This window comes from Arthrobacter sp. NPDC092385 (assembly GCF_044755105.1).
Lineage (GTDB): Bacteria > Actinomycetota > Actinomycetes > Actinomycetales > Micrococcaceae > Arthrobacter_D.
In genome coordinates, this window is record NZ_JBIVQL010000007.1 from 1 (window position 1) to 22473 (window position 22473).

A 22473-nucleotide genomic window follows, 5' to 3' on the forward strand; every position below is an offset into this window, starting at 1 on the left:
CCGACGCTCTCCACCACTGGCTACACTTCTACAACCACCAGCGCCCCCACGGCAGCCTCGGAGGCAAACCACCCATTACCCGGTGCAACCAACCTGCTGTCTAAGTACAACTAGGCCCCGCAGGAAGCGATCGGCGCGCTCAGGCCCCGGCGGGTTCCTCGTACTTGGGGAACACCGGGGACGGTGCGGGCAGGACGGTTCCCGGCTCGATGCGCCGTGCGAGGGCTTCGAAGAGGCGCCTGGGGTCGTCGTCGGCGGTCCCCTGGCCGAGCGCCGTGAGGATCTGCCCCGCACTGGTCGGCATGACGGGCTGGACCAGGACGGCCACCACCCGGAGTACCTCCAACGTCACGTACAGCACCGTGTTCATGCGTGCGGGGTCCGTCTTCCGAAGGACCCAGGGCTGCTGGTCGGCGAAGTACGCGTTCGTGTCCCCGAGCACGGTCCACACGGCCTCGAGCGCCCGGGAGAACTCCTGCCGGTCGTACGCGGCACGGCTCGCTCCCAGCAGGGCGTGCGCCTGGTCGAGGATCTGCGTGTCGGCGGGCGTGAGCTCCCCCGGCTGCGGGACGGCGCCGTCGCAGTTCTTGGCGACCATCGAGAGCGAGCGCTGCGCCAGGTTGCCGAAGTTGTTCGCGAGGTCGGAGTTCATCCGGCCGACGACGGCCTCGTGGCTGTAGGAGCCGTCCGCGCCGAACGGGACCTCCCGGAGGAGGAAGAAGCGCACGGAGTCCAGTCCGTACTGGTCCACCCAGTCGGCAGGAGCCACGGTGTTGCCGAGCGACTTCGACATCTTGACGCCCCGGTTGTGCAGGAAGCCGTGGATCATGACGCGCTTGGGCACCTCGAGCCCCGCCGACATGAGGAAGGCCGGCCAGTAGATGGCGTGGAAGCGGGAGATGTCCTTCCCGATCACGTGCACGTCGGCGGGCCAGAACCTGCGGAAGCGCTCCGACTCGGTGTCGGGGAACCCGACGCCGGTCAGGTAGTTGGTGAGCGCATCCACCCAGACGTACATGACGTGGCGGTCGTCGCCCGGCACCGGGACGCCCCAGTCGAAGGTGGTGCGGCTGATGGAGAGGTCCTCGAGTCCGCGCCGGACGAACGAGATGACCTCGTTGAACCGGGGCTGGGGTGCCCCGAACTCCGGCTGCGACTCGTACAGGTCGAGGAGCTTCTGCTGGTACGCGGAGAGCCGGAAGAAGTAGCTCTCCTCCTCGGTCCACGTGACCTCGGTATCGGTCTCCTTGGCGTACCGCACGCCGTCCTCGCGGACCTCCGTCTCGTCCTCGCCCCAGAACGCCTCGTCCCGCACGGAGTACCAGCCTGCGTACTTGTCGAGGTAGATGTCCCCGTTCGCCTCCATGCGCTTCCAGATCCCGGTCGCGGCGGCGTAGTGGTCCTCGTCGGTGGTGCGGATGAAGCGGTCGTAGGAGGTGCCGACGACGTCGTTCATGTCCCGGAACGCCTGCGCGTTGCGCGTGGCGAGGTCGCGCACGGGGATGCCCTCGCGGTCCGCCGCCTGCTGCATCTTCAGCCCGTGCTCGTCCGTGCCCGTGAGGTACATGACCTCGAACCCGTCCAGGCGCTTGAAGCGCGCCATGGCGTCGACGGCGATCGTCTCGTAGGCGTGCCCGATGTGCGGCACGCCGTTGGGGTAGGAGATGGCCGTGGTGATGTAGAACGAGGGCTTTGCGTCAGCTGGGGAGGTCACCCTATGAAATTACCCCGGCCCACCCGTATTTGCCCAAGTGCGGCGCTCACGCCGTCGTGACGGCGTCGATCCCCAGGACGGCGTGCACACCCCACGTCTGGTTGGCGATCTGCGTGACCCGGAGGTCGACGACGGAACTGGCGAGGGCCAGCGCGGCCTTCCGTTCGAGGCCATGGAGTTCCTGCATCCACGTGAGCATCGCCCCGAGCGCCTCGGCCGTCGCCCGGTTGAGGTCCGCGTCGAAGCCGAAGGTGATGCGTGCCGTGGGCGTGACCGCGTGGATGCCCGCCGGCGGAGCGTCCCGGACGACGTCGACCGTGACCGTCGTCGTCATCCCGCACTCGATGGCGGTGCCGCCCACCTCGCCGTCCCCCTGTGCTGCGTGCCCGTCCCCGAGGTGCAGCAGGGCGCCGGGCACGGTGACGGGCAGGAAGAGCGTGGAGCCGGCCGTCAGCTCGCGGCAGTCGATGTTGCCGCCTCCGGCCGCGCGCGGTGGCGTGGTGGAATGCTCCCCCGGCTCGGCGGGCGGCAGCCCCACCACGCCGAGGAACGGGGCGAGGCGGACGACGTGCCCGTACTGGTCGGTGCCCGTTCCGGCATCCCGGTCCAGGTCCCACAGCAGCCACGCCGGGTCCGTGCCCTCGAGGCCCAGGCTGCGGGTGAAGGCATCATCCCGCTTGCCGGCCACGGTCCAGCCCCAGTCGGCGGGTTCGAGCGCGTCGAACCGCACCGCCAGCACGTCCCCCGGCTCGGCCCCGGCCACCTCGATGGGCCCCGTGAGCGCGTGTCCGCGGCGGTCGGGGAACCGGTAGGGCGTCGCCGCTCCGGGCGTGTCCTGCCGTGCGAGGTGCCCCCAGGCGTCGAGCGATTCGACGACCACGCGGTCCCCCGGCTCGATCCGGAGGACGGGCGGCGTGTCCCTCGACAGGACCTGCACCGCGGTCGACTGCTCGGCGGCGAGATGGTGCGTGGCCATGGAGGGTCCCCTCAGTCCTGGAGGTCCACTTCACGTGCCACGGTGGCACCGATCTCGGCACGGATGGCGTCGAGGACCTCCTGCGGCACCGCGCTGTCGACGGTCAGGAGGGACAGCGCCTGGCCTCCCTCCTTGTTGCGGGAGACCTGCATGCCCGCGATGTTGATGTCGCGCTCGCCGAGGAGGCGGCCGAGCGTGCCGATCACGCCGGGACGGTCCGTGTACAGCAGCACCAGCAGGTGGTCGCTGATGGGGATCTCCAGCTCGTAGCCGTTCACGCCGACGAGCTTCTCCACCTGCTTGGGCCCGGTGAGGGTCCCCGCCACGGAGATCTGGCTTCCGTCGGACAGCGCCCCGCGCAGGCGGAGCACGTTGCGGTACTCCTCGGACTCGGGCGTGGTGACCAGCCGGGAGCTGATGCCGCGCTGCTCCGCGAGGACGGGTGCGTTGACGTAGGAGACCTGCTCCGAGACGACGTCGGTGAAGACGCCCTTGAGGGCGGCGAGTTCGAGGGCCTTGACGTCGAGGGACGCGATCTCGCCGGCGACCTCGATCTCGATCTGCGTCAGCGAGGCGTGGGTGAGGGCGGTGAAGATGCGCCCGAGCTTCTCCATGAGCGGGATGCCGGGCCGGACGGCCGGGTCGATCACGCCGCCTGCCACGTTGACGGCATCGGGCACGAGTTCGCCGGCCAGTGCGAGCCGGACCGACTTCGCGACGGAGATGCCCGCCTTCTCCTGGGCCTCCTCCGTCGAGGCGCCGAGGTGCGGTGTCACCACGACGCTGTCGTGGGCGAAGAACGGGAGGTCGGTGCTCGGCTCCTTCACGAAGACGTCCACGCCCGCGCCGGCGATCTGGCCCTGCTCGAGGGCGGTATGCAGTGCCGCCTCGTCGACGAGCCCGCCGCGCGCCACGTTCACCACGTACGCGGTGTCCTTCATGAGGGCGAAGGCGTCGGCACCGAGCATCCCCACGGTCTCGGGGGTCTTCGGCATGTGGATCGTCACGAAGTCGGATTCGCGCAGCAGTTCGTCGAGGGACACGAGCTGCACGCCGAGCTGCGCGGCGCGCGCGGAGGTGACGTAGGGGTCGTAGGCGAGGATCTGCGTGCCGAAGCCCTGGAGGCGGGCGGCGACCAGGGCGCCGATGCGGCCGAGCCCGATGATGCCGATGTTCTTCTCGTACAGTTCCGAGCCCGAGTACTTCGAGCGCTTCCACTCCCCCGCCTTCAGCGCCGCGCTCGCCTGCGGGATGTTGCGGGCCAGGCTCAGGATGTGGCCGACCGTGAGCTCGGCCGCGGAGATGATGTTCGACGTCGGGGCGTTCACGACCATGACGCCGGCCTGCGTCGCGGCCTTGATGTCGACGTTGTCCAGGCCCACTCCCGCACGTGCGATGACCTTCAGCTTCGGGGCGGCCCGAATGGCCTCCTCGTCCATCTGCGTCGCCGAGCGGACCAGGACGGCGTCGACGTCGGCCAGGGCCCCGAGGAGCTGCGAACGGTCGGCGCCATCGGTGCTGCGGATCTCGAAATCGGGACCCAGCGCCTGGACGGTGGCGGGTGAGAGTTCTTCGGCGAGGAGGACGACGGGCTTGGTGGTCACGGGGGTTTCCTTCTGCTGGAGGCGTGCGGATCAGGCGGGATGGGCCGGGAACGGGCCGGGTGGACACAGGTCCGGCAGGGCACCTGCTCGTCACTGAGCGTCGATCAGGTGCCCTGCCGGAAAGGGGGAGGCGCTAGCGCGCTACCGAGCCCTCGGTGTAGTCGTCATTCGTCTTGATCCACGAGAAGAGCTTGCGGAGTTCACGGCCCGTGCTCTCGATGGGGTGGTCCTCGCCCTTCTTGCGCAGCTCGGTGAACTCGGGCGCTCCGGCGTCCTGGTCGTCGATGAAGCGCTGGGCGAAGGCACCGTTCTGGATGTCCGCGAGGACGGCCTTCATGTTCTCCTTCACCTCGGGGGTGATCACGCGGGGTCCGGAGACGTAGTCGCCGTACTCCGCCGTGTCGGACACGCTCCAGCGCTGCTTGGCGATGCCGCCCTCGACCATGAGGTCGACGATGAGCTTGAGCTCGTGCAGTACCTCGAAGTACGCGACCTCGGGCTTGTAGCCGGCCTCGGTCAGCGTCTCGAAACCGTACTGGATGAGCTGCGAGGCGCCACCGCAGAGCACGGCCTGCTCGCCGAACAGGTCGGTCTCGGTCTCTTCGGTGAAGGTCGTCTCGATGACGCCGGCGCGCGTGCCGCCGATGGCCTTGGCGTAGGACAGCGCGAGGTCGCGTGCCTTGCCCGAGGCGTCCTGCTCGACGGCGATCAGGTCGGGGACGCCGCGGCCGGCCTCGAACTCGCGGCGGACGATGTGCCCCGGTCCCTTGGGCGCCACGAGGGCGACGTCGACGTCGGACGGGGGCTGGATGTAGCCGTAGCGGATGTTGAAGCCGTGGCCGAAGAACAGCGCGTCGCCGGCCTGCAGGTTCGGCGCGATGTCGTCCTTGTACACGTGCCGCTGCACCTGGTCGGGCGTGAGCACCATGATGAGGTCCGCCTCGGCGGTGGCCTCGGCGACCGAGAGCACCCGGAGGCCCTCGGCCTCGGCCTTGGCGCGCGACGCCGATCCTTCCTTCAGGCCGACGCGCACGTCGACGCCGGAGTCACGCAGGCTGAGCGCGTGGGCGTGGCCCTGGCTGCCGTAGCCGATGACGGCCACGGTGCGGCCCTGGATGATCGAAAGGTCTGCATCGTCGTCATAGAACAACTCGGTCACGGGTGTTTCTCCTTGGGTGGGTGGTACTGGGAAGTTGTGGAGGGATGGTGTGCGTCAGGCGCTGCGCAGCGCGCGGTCGCTCATCGACTTCGCGCCCCGGCCGATCGCCAGGGTGCCCGACTGCACGATCTCCCGGATGCCGAACGGCTCGAGCACGGACAGGAGCGCCGAGAGCTTCTCGGGCGTGCCCGTCGCCTCGATGATCAGCGAATCGATCGCCACGTCGACGACGGACGCGCGGAACAGGTCCGCGGCCTGGGTCACCTGCAGGCGCGTCGCCGCGTCCGCCCGGACCTTGATCAGGATGTGGTCGCGCTGCACCGACTGCTCGGTGGTGAGTTCGACGATCTTGAGGACGTTGATGAGCTTGTTCAGCTGCTTGGTGACCTGCTCGAGGAGGTCTCCCTCGGCTTCCACCACAACGGTGATGCGGGACATGCCCGCGACTTCGGTCGGTCCGACCGCAAGCGAGTTGATGTTGAACGCGCGCCGCGCGAACAGGCTGGCCACGCGGGTCAGGACGCCGGGTACGTCCTCGACGAGCACGGAAAGGGTGTGTCGTGCCATGGTCAGTCCTCCTGCTCCCAGGTCGGGGTCATGTTGCGGGCGATCTGGATGAGGTCGTTGCTGACGCCGGAGGGCACCATCGGCCACACCATCGAGTCGCGGCTGACCACGAAGTCGATGACGACCGGGCGGTCGTTGATGGCCAGTGCCTGCTCGATGGTGGCGTCGATGTCCTCGTCCCGCTCGCAGCGCAGGCCGACGCAGCCGTAGGCGTCGGCGAGCTTCACGAAGTCGGGGACGCGGACGGTGTCGTGGCCGGTGTTGAGGTCGGTGTTCGAGTAGCGGCCCTCGTAGAAGAGGGTCTGCCACTGCCGCACCATCCCCAGCGAGGAGTTGTTGATGACCGCGACCTTGATGGGGATGTTGTTGATCACGCAGGTGGCGAGTTCCTGGTTGGTCATCTGGAAGCAGCCGTCACCGTCGATCGCCCACACCACGCGGTCCGGGTTGCCGACCTTGGCGCCCATCGCCGCGGGCACGGAGTACCCCATGGTGCCGAGGCCGCCGGAGTTGAGCCAGGCGTGCGGGCGCTCGTACTGGATGAACTGCGCCGCCCACATCTGGTGCTGCCCGACGCCGGAGACGAAGACGCCCTCGGGTCCCGTGAGCTCGCCGATGCGCTTGATGACCTGCTGCGGAGCCGACAGGCCGTCGTCGGGCTGGGTGAAGCCCACGGGGTAGGTCTCGCGCAGGTGGCGGATGGTCTTCCACCAGGCGGAGATGTCAGGGCGCTCCTGCGCCTCGAACGAGTCACGGACAGCGGCGGTCAGCTCGGGGATGATCTCCTTGACCGAGCCGACGATCGGCACGTCCGCCGTGCGGTTCTTGGAGATCTCGGCGGGGTCGATGTCCGCGTGGATGACCTTCGCGTTCGGGGCGAAGCTGGACAGCACGCCCGTCACGCGGTCGTCGAAGCGTGCGCCGAGCGTGATCAGGAGGTCTGCCTGCTGCAGGGCCGTCACGGCCGAGACCGAGCCGTGCATGCCGGGCATGCCCACGTGCTGGTCGTGGGAGTCGGGGAAGACGCCGCGCGCCATGAGCGTGGTCACCACGGGAGCGCCCACCAGCTCGGCGAGCTCCTTCAGCTCCGCCGAGGCGTGCGCCTTGACGACGCCGCCGCCCACGTAGAACACGGGACGCTGCGAGGCGCTGATGAGCCGCGCCGCCTCGCGCACCTGCTTCGAATGCCCGCGTACCACGGGCCGGTAGCCGGGGATGTCGACCTTCGGGGGCCAGGAGAACGTCATCTTCGACTGCTGGGCATCCTTGGCGATGTCGACCAGGACCGGGCCGGGACGCCCGGTGGTCGCGATGTGGAACGCCTCGGCGAGCACGCGCGGGATGTCCTGGGCGTCCGTGACGAGGTAGGAGTGCTTCGTAATGGGCATGGTGATGCCGACGATGTCGGCTTCCTGGAACGCGTCCGAGCCGATGAAGGCGCTGGAGACCTGGCCCGTGATGGCGACCATCGGCACGGAGTCCATGTGGGCGTCGGCGATGGCGGTCACGAGGTTGGTGGCACCCGGACCGGATGTCGCGATGCAGACGCCGGGGCGGCCCGTGACCATGGCGTAGCCCTGCGCGGCGTGGCCTGCGCCCTGCTCGTGCCGCACGAGGATGTGGCGGAGCTTCGAGGAGGCCATGAGGGGATCGTAGGTCGGGAGGATGGCTCCGCCGGGAAGGCCGAAGACGTCGTCGACGCCGAGTTCCTCGAGGGATCGGACGATTGCCGCGGAGCCGAGCATCTCGGTGGGGCCGATGACCTTGTTCGGGCCACGGACGGCGCTCGCCGGGACGGCGGGCGCGGCCTCACGCGCAGGTGCTGCGGGAGGTGCTGGCCTTGCTGCCAGCAGCGCTGGGCTGATGGGCGATCCCTTGGACATCTCAGACTTCCTTTGGAACGTTCGCTGCACTGGTGCAGCTATGACTGCGGACTGACTTCCGCGCGCTTCCTCTGTGCCGACAGGTGTGTCAACAAAAAAACCCCTCAGCCTTGTCGGGCTCTGCGAGGGGTTGCGCGTGACTGTAGTCGTCTACGGACGGGCTTCAGGCCACGCGCTGTATAAGGACGACGACTACGGATTCGAGCTGCATACCTGTAGTTTCCACGCCCTCGCGAAAGGGTGTCAACCGCACCCCTTCCCGTCTCGCATCGTGGACAGGGTGTCCAGGAGCTGGACCGCCGGGCGCGGCACCCGGTCGGGAGGTCTCCCTCCGCCCGGATGCCGCCCTGCCGATCCCTAGCCCGTGTAGGCGCCCATGGACGCGGAGTGCACGAGCTTCGCGTACTTCGCCAGGACGCCCTTGGTGTAGCGGGCCGGGAGCGGCTCCCAGCCCACCCTGCGCTGCTCCAGCTCCGCTTCGTCGACGAGGAGGTCGAAGCTCTTCGCCGCGATGTCGACGCGGATGCGGTCGCCGTCGCGCACGAAGGCGATGGGGCCGCCGTCGACCGCCTCGGGCGCCACGTGGCCGATACACAGCCCCGTGGTTCCTCCGGAGAAGCGGCCGTCGGTGAGCAGCAGGACGTCCTTGCCGAGGCCGGCACCCTTGATCGCGCCGGTGATGGCGAGCATCTCGCGCATACCGGGGCCGCCCTTGGGTCCCTCATAGCGGATGACGAGGACGTCGCCGGCCTGGATGTCGCCGGCGTCGAGCGCGTCCAGTGCACCCTGCTCACGCTCGAAGACGCGGGCGGTGCCCTCGAAGACGTCGGCATCGAAGCCGGCGCTCTTCACGACGGCACCCTCGGGGGCCAGGGAGCCGTGCAGGATGGTGATGCCGCCGGTCTTGTGCAGCGGGTTGTCGAGCGCGCGCAGGATCTTGCCGTCGAGGTCCGGCGGGTCGATTTCCGCGAGGTTCTCCGCGAGGGTCTTGCCGGTCACCGTCAGGCAGTCGCCGTGCAGCAGGCCGGCGTCGAGCAGCGCCTTCATGATCACCGGCACGCCGCCCACCTTGTCGACGTCGAACATCACGTAGCGGCCGAAGGGCTTGAGGTCGCCGAGGTGCGGGATCCGGTCACCGATGCGCGTGAAGTCGTCGAGCGTCAGCTCCACCTCGGCCTCGCGGGCGATCGCCAGCAGGTGGAGGACGGCGTTGGTCGAGCCGCCGAAGGCCATGGTGACCGCGATGGCGTTCTCGAACGCCTTCTTGGTCATGATGTCGCGGGCCGTGATGCCGAGGCGCAGCAGGTTGACGACGGCCTCGCCGGACTTCCGGGCGAAGAGGTCGCGACGGCGGTCGGCCGACGGCGGAGCCGCGGAGCCGGGGAGCGACATCCCGAGGGCCTCACCGATGCAGGCCATGGTGTTCGCGGTGTACATCCCGCCGCAGGCACCCTCCCCGGGGCAGACGGCACGTTCGATGCTGTCGAGGTCCTTCAGGCTCATCTTCCCGGCGGCGCAGGCGCCGACCGCCTCGAAGGCGTCGATGAGCGTGACCTCCTTCTCGGTGCCGTCCTCGAGTTTGGCGAACCCCGGCATGATCGTTCCCGCGTACAGGAACACGGAGGCGAGGTCGAGCCGCGCCGCGGCCATGAGCATGCCCGGCAGGGACTTGTCACAGCCTGCCAGGAGCACGGAGCCGTCGATGCGTTCGGCCTGCATCACGGTCTCCACCGAATCCGCGATCACCTCACGGGAGACGAGCGAGAAATGCATGCCCTCGTGGCCCATCGAGATTCCATCGGACACCGAGATCGTGCCGAACTGCATCGGGAACCCTCCCGCGTCGCGCACCCCCTCCTTGGCTCCCTCCGCCAGGCGGTTCAGGGACAGGTTGCAGGGGGTGATCTCGTTCCAGGAGCTTGCGACACCGACCTGCGGCTTCGCGAAGTCCTCGTCACCCATGCCCACGGCACGCAGCATCCCGCGGGACGGCGCCGCATGGATCCCGTCCGTGACGACGCGGCTTCTCGGCTTGATGTCTACAGTTGGTTCCACGCTCATGAATTCGATTCTAGGCCCGTGTTGCAGGCACGTTTCGCCATATGACCCTCCTGTTACAGCCTCCTGCCGGCTCCCGGGAAGGCACTGCGTCCGGCCGGGCGGATCCTCGTGCCGCCGGCAGGGGCTCCGGTACAGTGTGGTTCCGCGGGCGAATCGGGGGCCCGCCTGCCGAGCGCACCACGAGCACTTCTCGGGTACCACCCCGACAGCCTCCTACCGCAACGGCGTGATATGACTCCCGACGAGCCCCACGACACCGGCCGACCGATCGACGGCGGACAGGGCCTGAAGAACGCCCTCCGCCTGGTCTTCGATTCGCAGATCCCGAACTACGGCGACTACAACCTCGTCTTCGCGGCTCCCCAGGCGCGGAGCGCCCGGGAGGCGGCGGCACCGGGAACGGGCTATGTGGTCGGCTACCGCTGGAAGCCCGTCGAGCTGATGATCGCCCCGGTGGACCTCGCCGCCATCTCGGGCGCGGGCGTGCCCGTGGAGATCAACATGACCAACCTCGCGCACGCCCTGCAGTGGGACGCGGACGACAGCTACGAGGTCGGTACGAGCACCGGACGGACCTTCCGGTTCACGGTGAGCGCGAGGCCGGTGCTCGATATCGGCCCCGGTACGCCCCCGCAGCTGGCCCAGGACGCCGACGTGGCCGACTTCACCTCGTTCATGGACGCGTTCATCGCCATGGCCTGAGGTCCGGTCCCGGCTCCTGGTCCAGGACCCGGTGCCCCCAGGGCCCGCGCCGCACCAGGTTGTCGGGCTCCTTCCCCTCCCCCAGCAGTTCCACCTGGCGCCGGAGCAGCGCGAGGATCCGGGGCGGGAACGCACCCGTGTTGCCGCCCACGTGGGGCGTGATGATCGTTCCCGGAGCGCTCCACAGCGGGTGGCCCTCGGGAAGCGGCTCCGGATCGACGACGTCGAGCGCCGCCCTGAGCCGCCCGGCCAGCACCTCGCGCGTGAGGGCGTCGGTATCGACGACCGCGCCGCGGGCGACGTTGACGACGAGCGCGCCGTCCGGAAGTGCCGCCAGCACCTCGCGCCCGATCAGCCCGCGGGTGCCGTCGCTGAGCGGCGTGATCACGATGACGACGTCATGGTGTGCGGCGAGCTCCACGAGTTCGTCGCTCCCGTGGACGTGCCCCAGGGCGTCGTTCCGTGCCGCGCTGCCGACCCTCGTGACGGTCGCCTCGAAGGTCGCGAGGCGCTTGCGGATCTCCTCGCCGATCCCGCCCACGCCCACGAGGAGGACGCGGCGGTCCGCCAGTCCCGGGTAGCGCGCGCTCTGCCATCGCCCCTCGGCCTGCTGCCGCACGGCGTCGTCGATCCCCCGTAGCGAGGCCAGGGCGAGCCCGACGGCGAGTTCGGCCGTCGCCGCCGCATGGACCCCCGCCGCCGTGGCGATCGCGACATCCGGTCCGACGAGGTCCGCGACGCCGTCGTAGCCCGTGGACTGCGTCTGGACGAGCTTGAGGTTCCTCGCGGCGTCGAGCGCGCCGTCGAGGTGGGCGCGGCCCGTGTAGGGCAGTACGGCGGCGTCGAGGTCTGCCGCATCGAATCCCTCGGGTTCGGCCTGGAAGTCCCAGAGCACCACCTCGACGCCCGGAGACGCATCGGCCAGGGCGTCCCGCAGGTCGGCGGAGGGGACACTGAGGAGACGGACGGTTCGGGTATCGGCGGTCACGGGATGGCTCGTCATGGCGCCAGCCTAGCGCCGCACCCCGTGCCGCACCCCGCGCCGCACCCCCTGCCGCACCCGGCCGATCCGCCCGTGCGGCCACCCCGCAGTGGCGGCGGCCGAGGGCCCGGTTTCATGTTTCGGCCGAAGTGCTGGTAGAGTTTCATGCTGTTGCGGATGATCCGACCGGGTGAAATCGGAAGGGAAAACGCTCAGCACCTCTAGCTCAATTGGCAGAGCAATTGACTCTTAATCAATGGGTTTCGGGTTCAAGTCCCGAGGGGTGCACAACACATAGCGGTCCCGCTAGGCACAACGCCTGGTGGGACCGCTTTTTTGTTGCCTCGGGATGGACCCGCTCTAAGTTGAGTCGAAGTTTCATAGTGATTCGTCCGTTCACGGAGGGCACGAAAAAGGCGGCCCGGGGCCCGGAACCGCCTCTTCCCTACTCGCTGACCTGGGCACTCCAGCGGCTCAGGTCGGCCGCCATGGTCGCCGCCGCTGCCGGGTCCAGGCCGCCGTCCACGTCGACCAGCAGGCGATGCCCCTCGGCCGCCGTCCAGGCTGGCCCGAGGTAGTAGCCGGCGCCGGCGTAGCCCTCCCCCCCACCACACCTCAGGGTTGCCGCCGTCCTGCGTGTAGCCCTCCGGATGCTGGGCGGTTGCGCTCACCATCGGCGTGCTCGTCACTGAGACCATTCCTTTCACGTACTGCTGTCCCCCCATGGGTACTGCTTCCCGGCATCGCCGATATTCATGGGTGATGTTTGCTCTTCTGGGGTGTGCTGGTGGAGACAATCTCGAAGGCTTCCCCTATCCCCAAGTCGAACGTCTCACAGAGGGCTGCTATGAACGCTCCGGAAGGTGTAGCGCCGCGGTCCACGCGGCGCAAGGTTGACCGGTCCACGCCCATCCGCCTGACTTGGTGCTCCTCACTGGGGATGTTGCGGATTTCGCGGAGGCGCTGGAGTAGCCCGGGTTTGATCCTGAGCTCCGCCATGACTGCCTCCACTGTCGCATTCTTGGAACGCTGTGGTGCACGTATGCACCGCTCCTTCGCTGCCGGGCAACGTCCCCCACGTCTGGTGGGAATTGTTGCCCGAGGCTTTCTTATGACTGGTGGGGTTCCTGTTGCCTGATGATGCAGAAGTCCCTCAGGGCGAGGTGGCGAACAAGGAACTTCGGACTTACATTCAGCGCGTCACGGACGGCGACAGCTGGCGTGCAATCGCCGCCCGCTCGGGCTTGGGACACTGGACGCTGACTAGGCAGATGGCCGGCGAGGTGAAGCCCCGGCCGATCGTGGCCATCTGCCGGGCGTATGACACACCCGTGGTGCCCGCGTTTCTCGCCGCCGGGTTCCTACAGCCCAAGGACATCGAGGCAGCTGGTACACGGGCTGCCCTGATGAGCGCGCCAGACATGGAACTGGTCGGGGAGATCCTCCGACGCCTCCGCACGGGATCCGCGGGGCCCGACCTCACCGACCCGATCGACAGCGACCTGGTCTAGCTCTCATTCTTAACGTGCTCCGCCCACGCCTAGAACTCGTCACTGATCCCCGGGGTGAGCGGGTGGGCGCATATTTCAGACACCTCAAAAAGCTGGGACATGCCTTATTAGCTCAAGAATTCGTGCTAATAGCCAGTCATCAGTATGGTTCCTGGCCAGTCAGTTCTTTCCTCGGTGATGCTTAGCACTGATAATCCTGATCGATGTAGCACCTTCAGCGGATCGGTGAAAAAGCGACATTGGGAGAATCTCAAATATGAGGCGGCGGGTTTTCCGTAGAACCCCGGAGACGCTTCATAGAAATTGCACCGCGTAAAGCTATATCCTCCCCTAGGGGTCTGCCCCTGCAGTGAGATTCTAGTACCCTTGAACTCGCAATCTATGAAGTTCACCGTCCAAGTTTCCTCGCCTGTCCCAAAATAATAGCCAATGTCGAAAACGACGAGCCCACTGATGAACTGGCAATGGGAGAATGTGATAGATGCCCCCTCTTCAGCAGCGTCGAGACGCACTTCGGCTGAGATGAAGTGGCAATCTTCAAACGATAAGGAAGCCACTGGAGAGCTTGAAAAGTCGAGCGCCTTGAAGTCAAGATCGAGCTTAACTAAACGCTCAGCAATGCGCGTGTTCTGCACCTTAACTACAGCCCGTGGCCAGCCGTTGTTCGTCCGGTCGACCGCAACTCTCTCGAAGATGGAACTCCAGATCGTGTCGCGTTCCGAATGGGTAGGAGCGCTAGCATCCGAAGCGGATTGCATCAGGGATAAATAGCTCGTCAACAGGTCAACGCATACCTGGCGTTCCTTGTAATTGTGCTTGTCGCTCCAGTCATCAGCTAAGGATGCAAGTGCATAAATGCCGGCTAAGCGCACTGCTGGCGAGGTATTACCTAGCTGCTCTGCCGCGCTCACGTAGCGACCCCTTAGAGCGGCGACTACGTCTAGGCCGTGCTTCTCACTGATCAATGCAAAATTCCGATTTGCTAGTTCGTAGTTTTTATTGGCCGTGACTTGGGCAGCGGCTGCTGTCTTCTGAACTTCGACTCCAGTCTTTTGTGCATCTGCTGCAATCTTCTGCGCATCAGCTGTCAAGCGAAGGGTTTTCTCAGCGGCTTGCTGCCTGCGGTAGGAGAGAAATAGAGTCGCGGCCAATCCGAGTGCGGCGACCAATGTAACCGAGTTACGTATAATCGAGAACGACGTGTCCGGGGTGATTCGACCCGGCTGCGTCCACCATCCAAATGATCCGGTTTCATAAGCGGCTAGGAAGTAAGCAGTGAGGAGTACAGCTACCGTCGACACACTGACGCCAAGGAAGAGCAGGAGCCCGAGATTGATTTGCTTCGGTTCTTTTGCGTCGCTGACTGCTGTTTCAGAGCGGGACATTCGGCTAGCCTAAGCGACGGCTGAGGGCGCAAAGTGCGGCGGCTTGTTCGAGCGTATGAGCGCAACATGCGCTAGCCATAGCCGAGCTGCTACGACGCCAGCGATCTACGCGGGTCGAGCAGTGCACTGGTTAGTCACCGCGTTGCAACGCGTGTCTTGGACGCTCCACTATTACCGGCTGATCGGCGGACCCGCCTTCAGGTGCTTGGCTAAGGCGTTCTAGCAGCCCTGAATCATTGGTATGCTATTGATGCCGCTTCTCCTTCAACGTGGAGCGGTAGAAACCCGACTAGCTCTCGCCGGCTGTCGGGTTTCGCTTTGCCCGGCAGTGCACCTCGAGGCCGCCGGCAACACCTACGACGCGGCTGACCCGCGGCACCCGCAGTTCGGGCAGGAGACCGCGTACATGCGGGCCTGGCCGACGTCGGACCCGTTACGCACCCTGCACGGCACCGCGTCGAAGGCACTCCTCGTGCCGGTGGAAGGGCGCGATGGGAAGGAAGCGCGCCACGCCATGGAGGCGATGCGGACGCAGACGACCTGCAACGAGACCGGCGTCCTCGTGCCCCCACTGCTCATGCGGAACAACACGGGCGGGGCCGAGATGTCGACGCCCACCCACGAGGTCATGCGGACCCTCACCACTGCCGGCCACCAGTCGCTCATCACCCAGCCGGGCCACCACATTCTCATGGAGTACTACGGCAACGGCGTCATGCACCCCGTCAGCCGGAGCATCCCGACCATCCCCACGGTCGACCAGTTCGCCATGGTCACCACCATGCGCGGCACCAGCCCCGAGCACCTGGCCGCATCCAACGCGCCCGTGTCGGATCCGTTCGGTACGTTCTCCGCCGGCGGGCAGCACCACGGCATCACCGAATGGACGGTGCCCGACGTCAACGAGTGCGAGTTCCGGATACTAGAGCCCCGCGAGATCACCGCGGGTATGGCCTTCCCGCACGACTACATCATGACCGGGAACAAGCGCGAGCAGGTCAAGAAGGCAGGCAACGCAGTCACCCGCCAGCGGCGCGCGATCTCATTGCGGTTGGCGCAGCGGCACCCGGGATCAGCGAATGACGCCCGATTACGAAAACGCCTACTCGACGCTGTCAGGCGCTGACGCCTGGGACCGTTGGTACCGCTCCAGAATCGCCACGATCGACTCGGAATCTTTCGTGTGCGACAGATCAGCAAGTGTGGTGATCACCCGTTCCTTATCGAGATCCTGCCCTCGATTCCAATGGACAACGAGAGCCGGAAGGGAGGCGATGCGGCGCCGACGTGCATATTCGTCCACGCTCCCATCGAGCAGCACAACATTGCGAACGTGCTCAACTAACAAGCCTTCCGCGGCGCTCGCATTCAGTTCAGCTGTAGCTAGCCGAGCGATCAAGGCCGAGGAAGATGGCGCGAACGGGGCGGTTGACACCCTACCGCCAGAGAAAGGGCCGTTGACCTTATATACCTGCATTTCCTGTTCATACGCTTTTCGAGCGTCTAGATACTCCGGAATTGCATTCAAGAAACTGCTGATCGCGTCGACAAAGCGTTGCTTGCGGTTCGATTCAAGGCGTGCCGCTTCGGAAGCGAGCCGGGCTGCCTCAGACTCGTGCGCCTGCGACCTGGCCTGCTTGGCTATGAGGATCGAAGCGAGCAAGGCGCCGAACGTGGCTAACGCGGAAAGCATCGGGATCAACCCCAGTGTCATCCACTCGAAAAGCGAAGGCCCCCCACCAAGTTCCTCTGATATTTCGAGAATGGCGCAAGTGATGGGACCGCCTGCATCACAAGGTCTCACCTACTTAGCCGTTCGACTGAGTAGGTGTCGGGCCTGGCTCAACTTTTGTCGAGCCAGGCGTCAGGACTGTGTTCGTGGCCTCACCCAACGTCAGATTTGTGTTCAGGGCGTCCACCATATTGGTCACGACGCAAAGGCCAATGGTCGCGACAATCGAGCCAAAGAATACAACCGCGGCCCATCCTTTTTTGCTCTTGGCTCGCAAGTAGGAAACAAGCATGGCAATGAACGGGACGAGAAAAAGCGCCACTGCGAGGAGGCCACCTCCAGCCGTCTGCAGCGCAGCGACACCGAGGACGAAAGCAGCCGCCATACTGCTCACGAAGTTAGTCGCGAGGATGGCGACCGTCGCCGCCTCTTTGGTTGCCTTCCCCACGCCATCCGCGTCCCGAATGGCCTTCAACCCCAACAGGGAGAGCGCCCAAAGGCCTCCTACAAAAACTCCGTACTGAATCAACCCGCCCATAGGACCCCCACACCTCTGTTCAAAGTCGACTTTCGACCAAGAGCATCTTGGCTTGGTTTGGGGCGATCGACAAAACGCAGCTCATCCGGTCCGCGGAATGCGGGGTGCTGCCGCGCTCATCCGCGCCCTCGTTCATTCCAAATAGCATGCAATGGCCTTGGAAGGAGACATCTTGAGCTTCCTCAAGAGCGTCAAGCAGAAGTACGGGGACTCGGTCGGCGACGACGGGCAACCCGCAGCAACCGTGCACCAACTCCTCACCCTCGACGGGCGACCCCGTACGCCCTCGCCGCACTCAACCGCGAATGCGCGAACGTCACCACCGCCCCCGAAGGCACCAGGAACCACGCCCTCAACCGGGCCGCATTCAGCCTCAGCCAGCTCGTTGCCGGCGGGGAGCTGCCCCACGCAACCGTCCACGACCACCTCACCCAGGCCGCCCTCGGTTGCGGGCTCCCCCGCGACGAGATCGCCGCGACCCTCGCGTCCGGGCTCGGGGCAGGAGCGGAACACCCCCGTCAGGCACCACCGCCCATGCTCCTCCCCGAACCCACCACCATCCCCGCACCCGCGATCGCCGAGAAGCCCGACGACCTTGAGGAACGCGTCCAAGGCGACGGGGACCTCACCGACGCCGACCGCGCCTTCCTCCTCCAACTGCAACGCCACCAAGCCGTGCAGCAGGAAGTCGAACGTGAACGCGCCCGCAGGGAAGCACGACAAATCCTCGACGCCGAGGAGAACCTCAAACAGTTCCGCGTCCCACCCTCACGCCCCACCCTCACCGCCGAGCTCCTCATCGCGGACCCGCCCCTCGACTATGCCGTCGACCAGCTGCTCCCCATGGGCGGCAACGTCCTCCTCACCGCCCAGTTCAAGACCGGCAGGTCCACCACCATCAACAACCTCGCCAAGTCCTTCGCCGACCAGATCGACTTTCTTGGCAAGTACTCGGTGCACCCCGACAGCGGCCGCACCGCGATCTTCAACTACGAGGTCGATGACCGGCTCTACCGGAAGTGGTTGCGGGAGCTCAACGTCGACAACACCGACATGGTGTCCCTGCTCAACCTCCGCGGCTTCCGCATGCCCGTCACCGTCAAATACGTAGAGGACTGGACCGTCGGCTGGCTCGCCGACCACGAGAGCACGAACTGGATCGTGGACCCCTTCGCCCGCGCCTTCACCGGTGTCAGCGAGAACGACAACACCGAGGTCGGCAGGTTCCTCGACACCCTCGACGTCATCAAGAACCGGGGTCGGCGTTCAGAACCTCATCCTTCCCACCCACAACGCGTAGATTCCTGAGCCCGGAACCGATTCTGTGGATAAATTGTGGACTGTATGTGGATAAGTATCGTTGTTTGGTGCATAAGTTTGTGCAAGAATCGAGGTACCGAGACCCGCCGTTCGAATAGTCCCCGTATGGCGCGCGTTCTTCCTCGTGAAGATAGAGCGGCGGGTCGCCCTTCACATCAGCCGAACGGCCAGAGCGTTCCTTGTGGCTGCCAAGTCCGTGGCTTGATGATGGCCAGGTGCTTCGTATCAGCCGGCTTGTGCGTGCGCACTCCCCGGTTGATCGCACCAGCCACCATATCCGCCAACTGGATCCCCACGTTCTGCTTCGAATCACCATAGGTGATCCTGCGGATGGCCCCCGGGTTCTCGCGATTCGCCATGTTCATGATGTAGTTGTGATCGCTCATCCCAAAGGCTTTCGTATCCTGGCCATCGATGATCACCTTCGCGTCGTGGATCGTGCCAAACCCCTTGGAGAGCAGCTGCCGGATTGCATAGCTCTTGAGCGCGCTCGGGCTACTACGAAGCTTCGGACTCCAGAGTTTCGACTTGTCCATGTAAATGGCCCGGATGCTGTACTCCACGGGCTTGGTGCAATCGAAGAAGCAATCCTTCACTCGCTCCTTCGTCTTGAAGTATTTGAACTCAGTCCGCAACCCGTTGTGAGCAGCACAGTTCGCGATGCACTTGTTCAGCAGTTCGATTTGCTGGGGATCGCGGAAGACGCATGCGGCCATGACGAGATGGCTACTGGAGCCCGAGTCGAACTTGAAGCCCCCGTCGCCCGAGTCGTCTATGAAGATGTGCACTTGTACATCTTCCCCCAGGCAACGAACTCTCCAAAGTCGGCAGGGCGTTGTCCACAGGGCTGTAGAGCTTGCCTAATGGTAGAGGGCGAACAGTACGGGTACAGAGAGGGACCGAAGGGCCGCTCCGTCCCCGCGCAGTCCGTAGGGCGGGACCGGAGGAGAACGACGGAGCAACTACTCCGGCACCGCGCTGTAGGCAGGAGCTAACGGCTCCAAGTTGAGTCTAAGTCTATTGTCGACGTCTTCGGCCATAGAATGAACGACTCTAAACTGGATAGGGCTTTGATAGCCCTACTTCCCCGTGAATGCGGGGCTGAATTGATCACTAATCGTTCACCCTTTGATTTGTCAAAGGGCGCTGACCCTCCACCAATGGGTTTCGGGTTCAAGTCCCGAGGGCTGCACCTCGAATCCCCGTCCTTCAGGTCTCGGCGCCTGGAGGGCGGGGATTCGTTCTTTCCGGGTTCCGACCGGCCTGCCGGAACAGCCTGCGTCAAGTCCCCTCCTCCTCCAGATCACCCGTTGCACCGCGTTTGGCGCCTCCTGCACGATGGCTGGTATCCGACTCCCGGAGGACCCCATGTTCAGGAACGCGGCGGACGAACCGCCCACCATCGAATTCCATGCCTGGCCCCGGCCGATCCCGGCGCACTACCTCTCGTTCGTGCAGCTGACCATCCTCCTCGCCCTGGTGATGGTCCTGCTCCTGACCGTCCTGCCGTCGCTCTCCTTCCTGCACTTTCTCGTCGGCGTGCTGGTCCTCGTGTCGCTCTTCCGCAGGACGCGAAGGCGGTATCCCCGGCGCGAGGACGCCAACGACTGACGCACGCACCTCCGTTCCCGCGGGGACGGGCCTACGATGGACGGGTGAACGAGATCCTGTCCTTCGCGGGGGACTACTGGTGGCTGGTCTTCCCGCTGTCGGGCGTGTTCGCCGTCTGGGGACGGAAGTGGTCGGAAGCGGGCGAGCGACGCCACCAGCGCAAGGTGGAGCTCTACCGCCTGAAGCACCCCTCCCTGGCACAGGGAGCACCCGGGCGCCCCGACCGGGCTCCCGAGCAGCCGCACGGACGCGAGAGGGATGTCCAGCACCTCGGGCGCCGGCATGACGAGGTGGACCGGAGGTGGCTGTCCTACGAGCTCGACGCCGCGAAACTGATCGACTACCCCACCATGACCGATGTCCGTGAACCGCTCACGGTCGCCTTCCTCCGGGCCAAGCGCGAGGCCGACTCCCTGCGCCCGGCGGATCCCGCGACCGTGTCGGCCGAGGACCTTTCCGCCTACCGGTCCGCCGTCACCTCCTACGACGTCGCGTTCCAGGTGGCCGAGACGGAGGCGCGCCGCGTTCGGGCGAGCGGCTTCAGCGCCCAGGAGCGCCAGCGCCTGGAACGGGCGCGCAAATTCGTCACGGTGGCCATCGACGACGCCGCGACCGCGGCCGAACGGCAGACCGCCTACCGCCGTGCACGCCGGGAACTCGACGGCCTGATCGTCCTGCCCGATGCCACGATCACCTCCCTCGAGGAGAAGATCGCGGGGGCAATCGGCACCCGCCCCGAGCCTTCGCCGTCCTGATCCACGCACGCGCGGCTTCCGTGCACCGCCCTCCCGCAGGGGTGCCTTCCCTGCGTGCCCCGGCTGGACGATAATCGCACCCATCACCGAAAAGGCGTGGCGGAAGCCACCGGGCGGGAAGCAGGCACCATGGCAGCGACGATCAACACCTACCTCAGCTTTCGGGACACCGCCGGCGAGGCGATGGACTTCTACCGGTCCGTGTTCGGCGGGGAGCTCCAGCGCAGCACCTTCGCCGAGTACCAGGTCAGCGAGGATCCGGCGGAGCAGGGAAAGGTCATGCACTCGATGCTGACCACCCCCTCGGGCCAGGTGCTCATGGCGGCCGACACGCCGAACAGCATGGAGTACAGCGCGCCGTCCGGGCACTCCCTCTCGATCAGCGGTGACGACGAGGCGGAGCTCCGCGGGTACTGGGAGGCCCTCTCCGGAAGCGGGAGCGTGATCGTCCCCCTGGCCGAGTCGCCCTGGGGCGACAGCTTCGGCATGTGCCTCGACCGGTTCGGCGTCACCTGGATGGTGAACATCGCCGGGTCCCCCGCTGCGGGCCAGGACGCGCCGGCAGCCGCCCCGGTGGACGTGACCGGTGAGGCCACCGGCGTCTGATCCACGCACTGATCAACACGCACTGATCCCCGACCCTCTGGTCCCCGGGCTCTGATGACCGGATCTGATGCCCGGGGGTCAGACGTGCGCGCCTGCCCCGAAGGTCAGGGTCGGCTCGTCCGGCGTGGAGAGCGTGAGCACGGCTTCCTCGATGCGCTCGTGCTCCTCGACGTCGCGCTCGACGGCGCGGAGGGCGACGGCGACGTCGTGCTCCCTGCGGTCGCCCACGAGATCCACCGCGGCCACGAGGTAGAGGCGCTCGGGTCCCACGTACTCCAGGTGCAGGTAGGTCACGCGCTCGATGCTCGCGTGTGCAGCCAGGCGCGCCGCCACCGATTCGAGGAGTGCCGGGGAGACGGCCTGCCCGACGAGGAACCGCCGGTTGCGGTCGATCAGGATCACGGCGATCACCCCGAGGAGGACGCCGACCAGGATGGAACCGACGGCGTCCGGGATCGACGAGCCCGTCAGCTGGTGCAGCAGGATGCCGAGGAACGCGATGACGAGGCCGACCAGCGCGGCGGCGTCCTCCGCGAAGACCGCACGGAGGGTGGGGTTCGACGTCGTCGAGACGCTCTGCAGCGTGGAGGTGCCACGCTCCTGGCCTGCCTTCCGCGCCTGCCGGAACGCCTGGCTGAACGAGACCCCCTCGAGCACGAAGGCCACCGCGAGCACGATGTACGCGATCCCGTAGTCCCCGGCCGGCTCGGGTTCGAGCAGCTGCTGCACGCCGTGCGTGATGGACACGACGGCTCCGGCGGTGAAGAGCCCGAAGGCCGCGAACATCGACCAGACATAGGCTTCGCGGCCGTAGCCCATGGGGTGCGAGCGGTCCCGGTGGCGCCTGGACTTGCGCTCGGCGATGAGCAGGAAGATCTGGTTCCCGGTGTCGGCCCACGAGTGGGCGGCCTCCGCCGTCATCGAGGCCGAGCCGGTGAGCACGGCGGCGACCGTCTTGGCGGCGGCCACCAGGAGGTTGGCGACGAACGCGATGACGACGGTCAGTGCGCCCTCCCCACCCTTCGGCCTACGCCGTCCCGTCCCGTCGGGGCGGCCCGAGCCTGAGTCCTGCGATGGCTGGTTCTTCATGCCGTCCTTCCGGGAGGGCCGTGCGTCGGCGGCGGTCCTCCGCGGGAGAGCACCGCCGCCGATCCGGTACTACTTGGATGCTTCCTTGTTCACGTCCGTCGGCGAGTCGAACTCGCGGTCGGGGAGGTTGCCCAGCGTCTCGAGGACGCTGTCATCGGCGCCCTTCTCCGTCGCGTGCTTGACGAGGTCCTCCTTCGATGCCGGGTAGTCCATGCCGCCCAGGGCCTTCTGGATGTCGATCGGGCTCGGATCTGCCATGTGGTGCTCCTTCGTATCGG

Annotated in this window: 23 protein-coding genes and 1 tRNA gene; 9 read left to right on the plus strand and 15 right to left on the minus strand. The window is 66.3% G+C overall.

Annotated features, from left to right (window positions below; translation table 11 throughout):
• On the plus strand, nt 1–104 hold a 104-nt coding region (locus tag ACIQCY_RS10365; RefSeq protein WP_400484001.1), incomplete at its 5' end, for an integrase core domain-containing protein.
• Nucleotides 105–139: 35 nt separating this feature from the next.
• Here ACIQCY_RS10365 and metG read toward each other — a convergent pair.
• The 7 genes from metG to ilvD form a co-directional block, all read right to left on the minus strand.
• Nucleotides 140–1714 (minus strand): methionine--tRNA ligase, encoded by a 1575-nt coding sequence (gene metG, locus ACIQCY_RS10370; RefSeq protein ID WP_400483810.1) that lies wholly within the window; start codon nt 1712–1714, stop codon nt 140–142.
• A gap of 46 nt (nt 1715–1760) precedes the next feature.
• Nucleotides 1761–2690 (minus strand): acetamidase/formamidase family protein, encoded by a 930-nt coding sequence (locus ACIQCY_RS10375; RefSeq protein ID WP_400483811.1) that lies wholly within the window; start codon nt 2688–2690, stop codon nt 1761–1763.
• 11 nt (nt 2691–2701) lie between these two features.
• Complete coding sequence (gene serA, locus ACIQCY_RS10380) at nt 2702–4294, minus strand: phosphoglycerate dehydrogenase (protein ID WP_400483812.1); 1593 nt, start codon at nt 4292–4294, stop codon at nt 2702–2704.
• 133 nt (nt 4295–4427) lie between these two features.
• Nucleotides 4428–5453, minus strand: coding sequence for a ketol-acid reductoisomerase (ilvC, locus tag ACIQCY_RS10385; protein ID WP_400483813.1), 1026 nt, complete (start codon nt 5451–5453; stop codon nt 4428–4430).
• 54 nt (nt 5454–5507) lie between these two features.
• Nucleotides 5508–6020 carry an acetolactate synthase small subunit gene (gene ilvN, locus ACIQCY_RS10390; protein WP_400483814.1) on the minus strand — a complete coding sequence of 171 codons (513 nt, stop codon included), beginning with the start codon at nt 6018–6020 and terminating at the stop codon, nt 5508–5510.
• Between the two features lie 2 nt (nt 6021–6022).
• Nucleotides 6023–7903 (minus strand): acetolactate synthase large subunit, encoded by a 1881-nt coding sequence (locus ACIQCY_RS10395; RefSeq protein ID WP_400483815.1) that lies wholly within the window; start codon nt 7901–7903, stop codon nt 6023–6025.
• Nucleotides 7904–8260: 357 nt separating this feature from the next.
• Entirely contained in the window at nt 8261–9964 is a 1704-nt protein-coding gene (gene ilvD, locus ACIQCY_RS10400) for a dihydroxy-acid dehydratase (RefSeq protein WP_400483816.1), read from the minus strand.
• Nucleotides 9965–10195: 231 nt separating this feature from the next.
• On the opposite strand from ilvD, the gene ACIQCY_RS10405 reads away from it, so the two are divergent.
• A complete protein-coding gene (locus tag ACIQCY_RS10405) occupies nt 10196–10666 on the plus strand; it encodes a hypothetical protein (protein ID WP_400483817.1) in 471 nt (156 codons plus the stop codon).
• On the opposite strand, the gene ACIQCY_RS10410 is transcribed toward ACIQCY_RS10405, so the two are convergent.
• Complete coding sequence (locus ACIQCY_RS10410) at nt 10650–11669, minus strand: 2-hydroxyacid dehydrogenase (protein ID WP_400483818.1); 1020 nt, start codon at nt 11667–11669, stop codon at nt 10650–10652. The genes ACIQCY_RS10405 and ACIQCY_RS10410 overlap by 17 nt on opposite strands.
• 194 nt (nt 11670–11863) lie before the next feature.
• Here ACIQCY_RS10410 and ACIQCY_RS10415 point away from each other — a divergent pair.
• Nucleotides 11864–11936, plus strand: a tRNA-Lys gene (locus ACIQCY_RS10415).
• A 465-nt stretch (nt 11937–12401) separates the two neighbouring features.
• Here ACIQCY_RS10415 and ACIQCY_RS10420 read toward each other — a convergent pair.
• Complete coding sequence (locus ACIQCY_RS10420; RefSeq protein ID WP_400483819.1) at nt 12402–12647, minus strand: helix-turn-helix domain-containing protein; 246 nt, start codon at nt 12645–12647, stop codon at nt 12402–12404.
• A gap of 272 nt (nt 12648–12919) precedes the next feature.
• Between ACIQCY_RS10420 and ACIQCY_RS10425 the strand changes: the two genes are divergently transcribed.
• Nucleotides 12920–13159, plus strand: a complete 240-nt coding sequence (locus tag ACIQCY_RS10425; RefSeq protein ID WP_400483820.1) for a hypothetical protein — start codon at nt 12920–12922, stop codon at nt 13157–13159.
• Between the two features lie 125 nt (nt 13160–13284).
• Here the strand turns inward: ACIQCY_RS10425 and ACIQCY_RS10430 are convergent, their stop codons facing one another.
• Nucleotides 13285–14544 carry a hypothetical protein gene (locus ACIQCY_RS10430; protein WP_400483821.1) on the minus strand — a complete coding sequence of 420 codons (1260 nt, stop codon included), beginning with the start codon at nt 14542–14544 and terminating at the stop codon, nt 13285–13287.
• 328 nt (nt 14545–14872) lie between these two features.
• On the opposite strand from ACIQCY_RS10430, the gene ACIQCY_RS10435 reads away from it, so the two are divergent.
• The gene (locus ACIQCY_RS10435; protein ID WP_400483822.1) at nt 14873–15670 is read left to right on the plus strand and encodes a hypothetical protein; all 798 of its coding nucleotides are present in this window, start codon (nt 14873–14875) and stop codon (nt 15668–15670) included.
• On the opposite strand, the gene ACIQCY_RS10440 is transcribed toward ACIQCY_RS10435, so the two are convergent.
• Together ACIQCY_RS10440 and ACIQCY_RS10445 are read right to left on the minus strand one after the other, a co-directional pair.
• Nucleotides 15647–16258: a hypothetical protein gene (locus ACIQCY_RS10440; protein WP_400483823.1), complete on the minus strand. Its 612-nt coding sequence runs from the start codon at nt 16256–16258 to the stop codon at nt 15647–15649. The two genes, ACIQCY_RS10435 and ACIQCY_RS10440, sit on opposite strands and share 24 nt — an antisense overlap.
• Before the next feature lie 94 nt (nt 16259–16352).
• Nucleotides 16353–16814, minus strand: a complete 462-nt coding sequence (locus ACIQCY_RS10445) for a hypothetical protein (protein WP_400483824.1) — start codon at nt 16812–16814, stop codon at nt 16353–16355.
• A 534-nt stretch (nt 16815–17348) separates the two neighbouring features.
• On the opposite strand from ACIQCY_RS10445, the gene ACIQCY_RS10450 reads away from it, so the two are divergent.
• Nucleotides 17349–18122: an AAA family ATPase gene (locus ACIQCY_RS10450; protein WP_400483825.1), complete on the plus strand. Its 774-nt coding sequence runs from the start codon at nt 17349–17351 to the stop codon at nt 18120–18122.
• 167 nt (nt 18123–18289) lie between these two features.
• On the opposite strand, the gene ACIQCY_RS10455 is transcribed toward ACIQCY_RS10450, so the two are convergent.
• A complete protein-coding gene (locus tag ACIQCY_RS10455; RefSeq protein ID WP_400483826.1) occupies nt 18290–18922 on the minus strand; it encodes a DUF3800 domain-containing protein in 633 nt (210 codons plus the stop codon).
• A 580-nt stretch (nt 18923–19502) separates the two neighbouring features.
• Between ACIQCY_RS10455 and ACIQCY_RS10460 the strand changes: the two genes are divergently transcribed.
• From ACIQCY_RS10460 to ACIQCY_RS10470, 3 genes are all read left to right on the plus strand, one after another.
• On the plus strand, nt 19503–19745 hold the full coding sequence (locus tag ACIQCY_RS10460) for a hypothetical protein (RefSeq protein ID WP_400483827.1): 243 nt from the start codon (nt 19503–19505) through the stop codon (nt 19743–19745).
• Nucleotides 19746–19789: 44 nt separating this feature from the next.
• Nucleotides 19790–20500: a hypothetical protein gene (locus tag ACIQCY_RS10465; protein ID WP_400483828.1), complete on the plus strand. Its 711-nt coding sequence runs from the start codon at nt 19790–19792 to the stop codon at nt 20498–20500.
• Between the two features lie 129 nt (nt 20501–20629).
• Entirely contained in the window at nt 20630–21106 is a 477-nt protein-coding gene (locus tag ACIQCY_RS10470) for a VOC family protein (protein ID WP_400483829.1), read from the plus strand.
• Nucleotides 21107–21184: 78 nt separating this feature from the next.
• Here ACIQCY_RS10470 and ACIQCY_RS10475 read toward each other — a convergent pair whose 3' ends face one another.
• Nucleotides 21185–22195, minus strand: a complete 1011-nt coding sequence (locus ACIQCY_RS10475; RefSeq protein ID WP_400483830.1) for a cation diffusion facilitator family transporter — start codon at nt 22193–22195, stop codon at nt 21185–21187.
• Nucleotides 22196–22264: 69 nt separating this feature from the next.
• On the minus strand, nt 22265–22453 hold the full coding sequence (locus ACIQCY_RS10480) for a DUF2795 domain-containing protein (protein WP_400483831.1): 189 nt from the start codon (nt 22451–22453) through the stop codon (nt 22265–22267).
• Nucleotides 22454–22473: the final 20 nt, after the last annotated feature.

Excerpts from the sequence above, each read along its gene's own strand:
- ACIQCY_RS10375 (WP_400483811.1), bottom strand. The coding sequence starts at position 2,690 with ATGGCCACGCACCATCTCGCCGCCGAGCAGTCGACCGCGGTGCAGGTC.
- ilvN (WP_400483814.1), bottom strand. The coding sequence starts at position 6,020 with ATGGCACGACACACCCTTTCCGTGCTCGTCGAGGACGTACCCGGCGTC.
- ACIQCY_RS10395 (WP_400483815.1), bottom strand. The coding sequence starts at position 7,903 with ATGTCCAAGGGATCGCCCATCAGCCCAGCGCTGCTGGCAGCAAGGCCA.
- ilvD (WP_400483816.1), bottom strand. The coding sequence starts at position 9,964 with ATGAGCGTGGAACCAACTGTAGACATCAAGCCGAGAAGCCGCGTCGTC.
- ACIQCY_RS10405 (WP_400483817.1), top strand. The coding sequence starts at position 10,196 with ATGACTCCCGACGAGCCCCACGACACCGGCCGACCGATCGACGGCGGA.
- ACIQCY_RS10410 (WP_400483818.1), bottom strand. The coding sequence starts at position 11,669 with ATGACGAGCCATCCCGTGACCGCCGATACCCGAACCGTCCGTCTCCTC.
- ACIQCY_RS10420 (WP_400483819.1), bottom strand. The coding sequence starts at position 12,647 with ATGGCGGAGCTCAGGATCAAACCCGGGCTACTCCAGCGCCTCCGCGAA.
- ACIQCY_RS10425 (WP_400483820.1), top strand. The coding sequence starts at position 12,920 with ATGGCCGGCGAGGTGAAGCCCCGGCCGATCGTGGCCATCTGCCGGGCG.
- ACIQCY_RS10430 (WP_400483821.1), bottom strand. The coding sequence starts at position 14,544 with ATGTCCCGCTCTGAAACAGCAGTCAGCGACGCAAAAGAACCGAAGCAA.
- ACIQCY_RS10440 (WP_400483823.1), bottom strand. The coding sequence starts at position 16,258 with ATGACACTGGGGTTGATCCCGATGCTTTCCGCGTTAGCCACGTTCGGC.
- ACIQCY_RS10445 (WP_400483824.1), bottom strand. The coding sequence starts at position 16,814 with ATGGGCGGGTTGATTCAGTACGGAGTTTTTGTAGGAGGCCTTTGGGCG.
- ACIQCY_RS10450 (WP_400483825.1), top strand. The coding sequence starts at position 17,349 with ATGCTCCTCCCCGAACCCACCACCATCCCCGCACCCGCGATCGCCGAG.
- ACIQCY_RS10460 (WP_400483827.1), top strand. The coding sequence starts at position 19,503 with ATGTTCAGGAACGCGGCGGACGAACCGCCCACCATCGAATTCCATGCC.
- ACIQCY_RS10470 (WP_400483829.1), top strand. The coding sequence starts at position 20,630 with ATGGCAGCGACGATCAACACCTACCTCAGCTTTCGGGACACCGCCGGC.
- ACIQCY_RS10475 (WP_400483830.1), bottom strand. The coding sequence starts at position 22,195 with ATGAAGAACCAGCCATCGCAGGACTCAGGCTCGGGCCGCCCCGACGGG.
- ACIQCY_RS10480 (WP_400483831.1), bottom strand. The coding sequence starts at position 22,453 with ATGGCAGATCCGAGCCCGATCGACATCCAGAAGGCCCTGGGCGGCATG.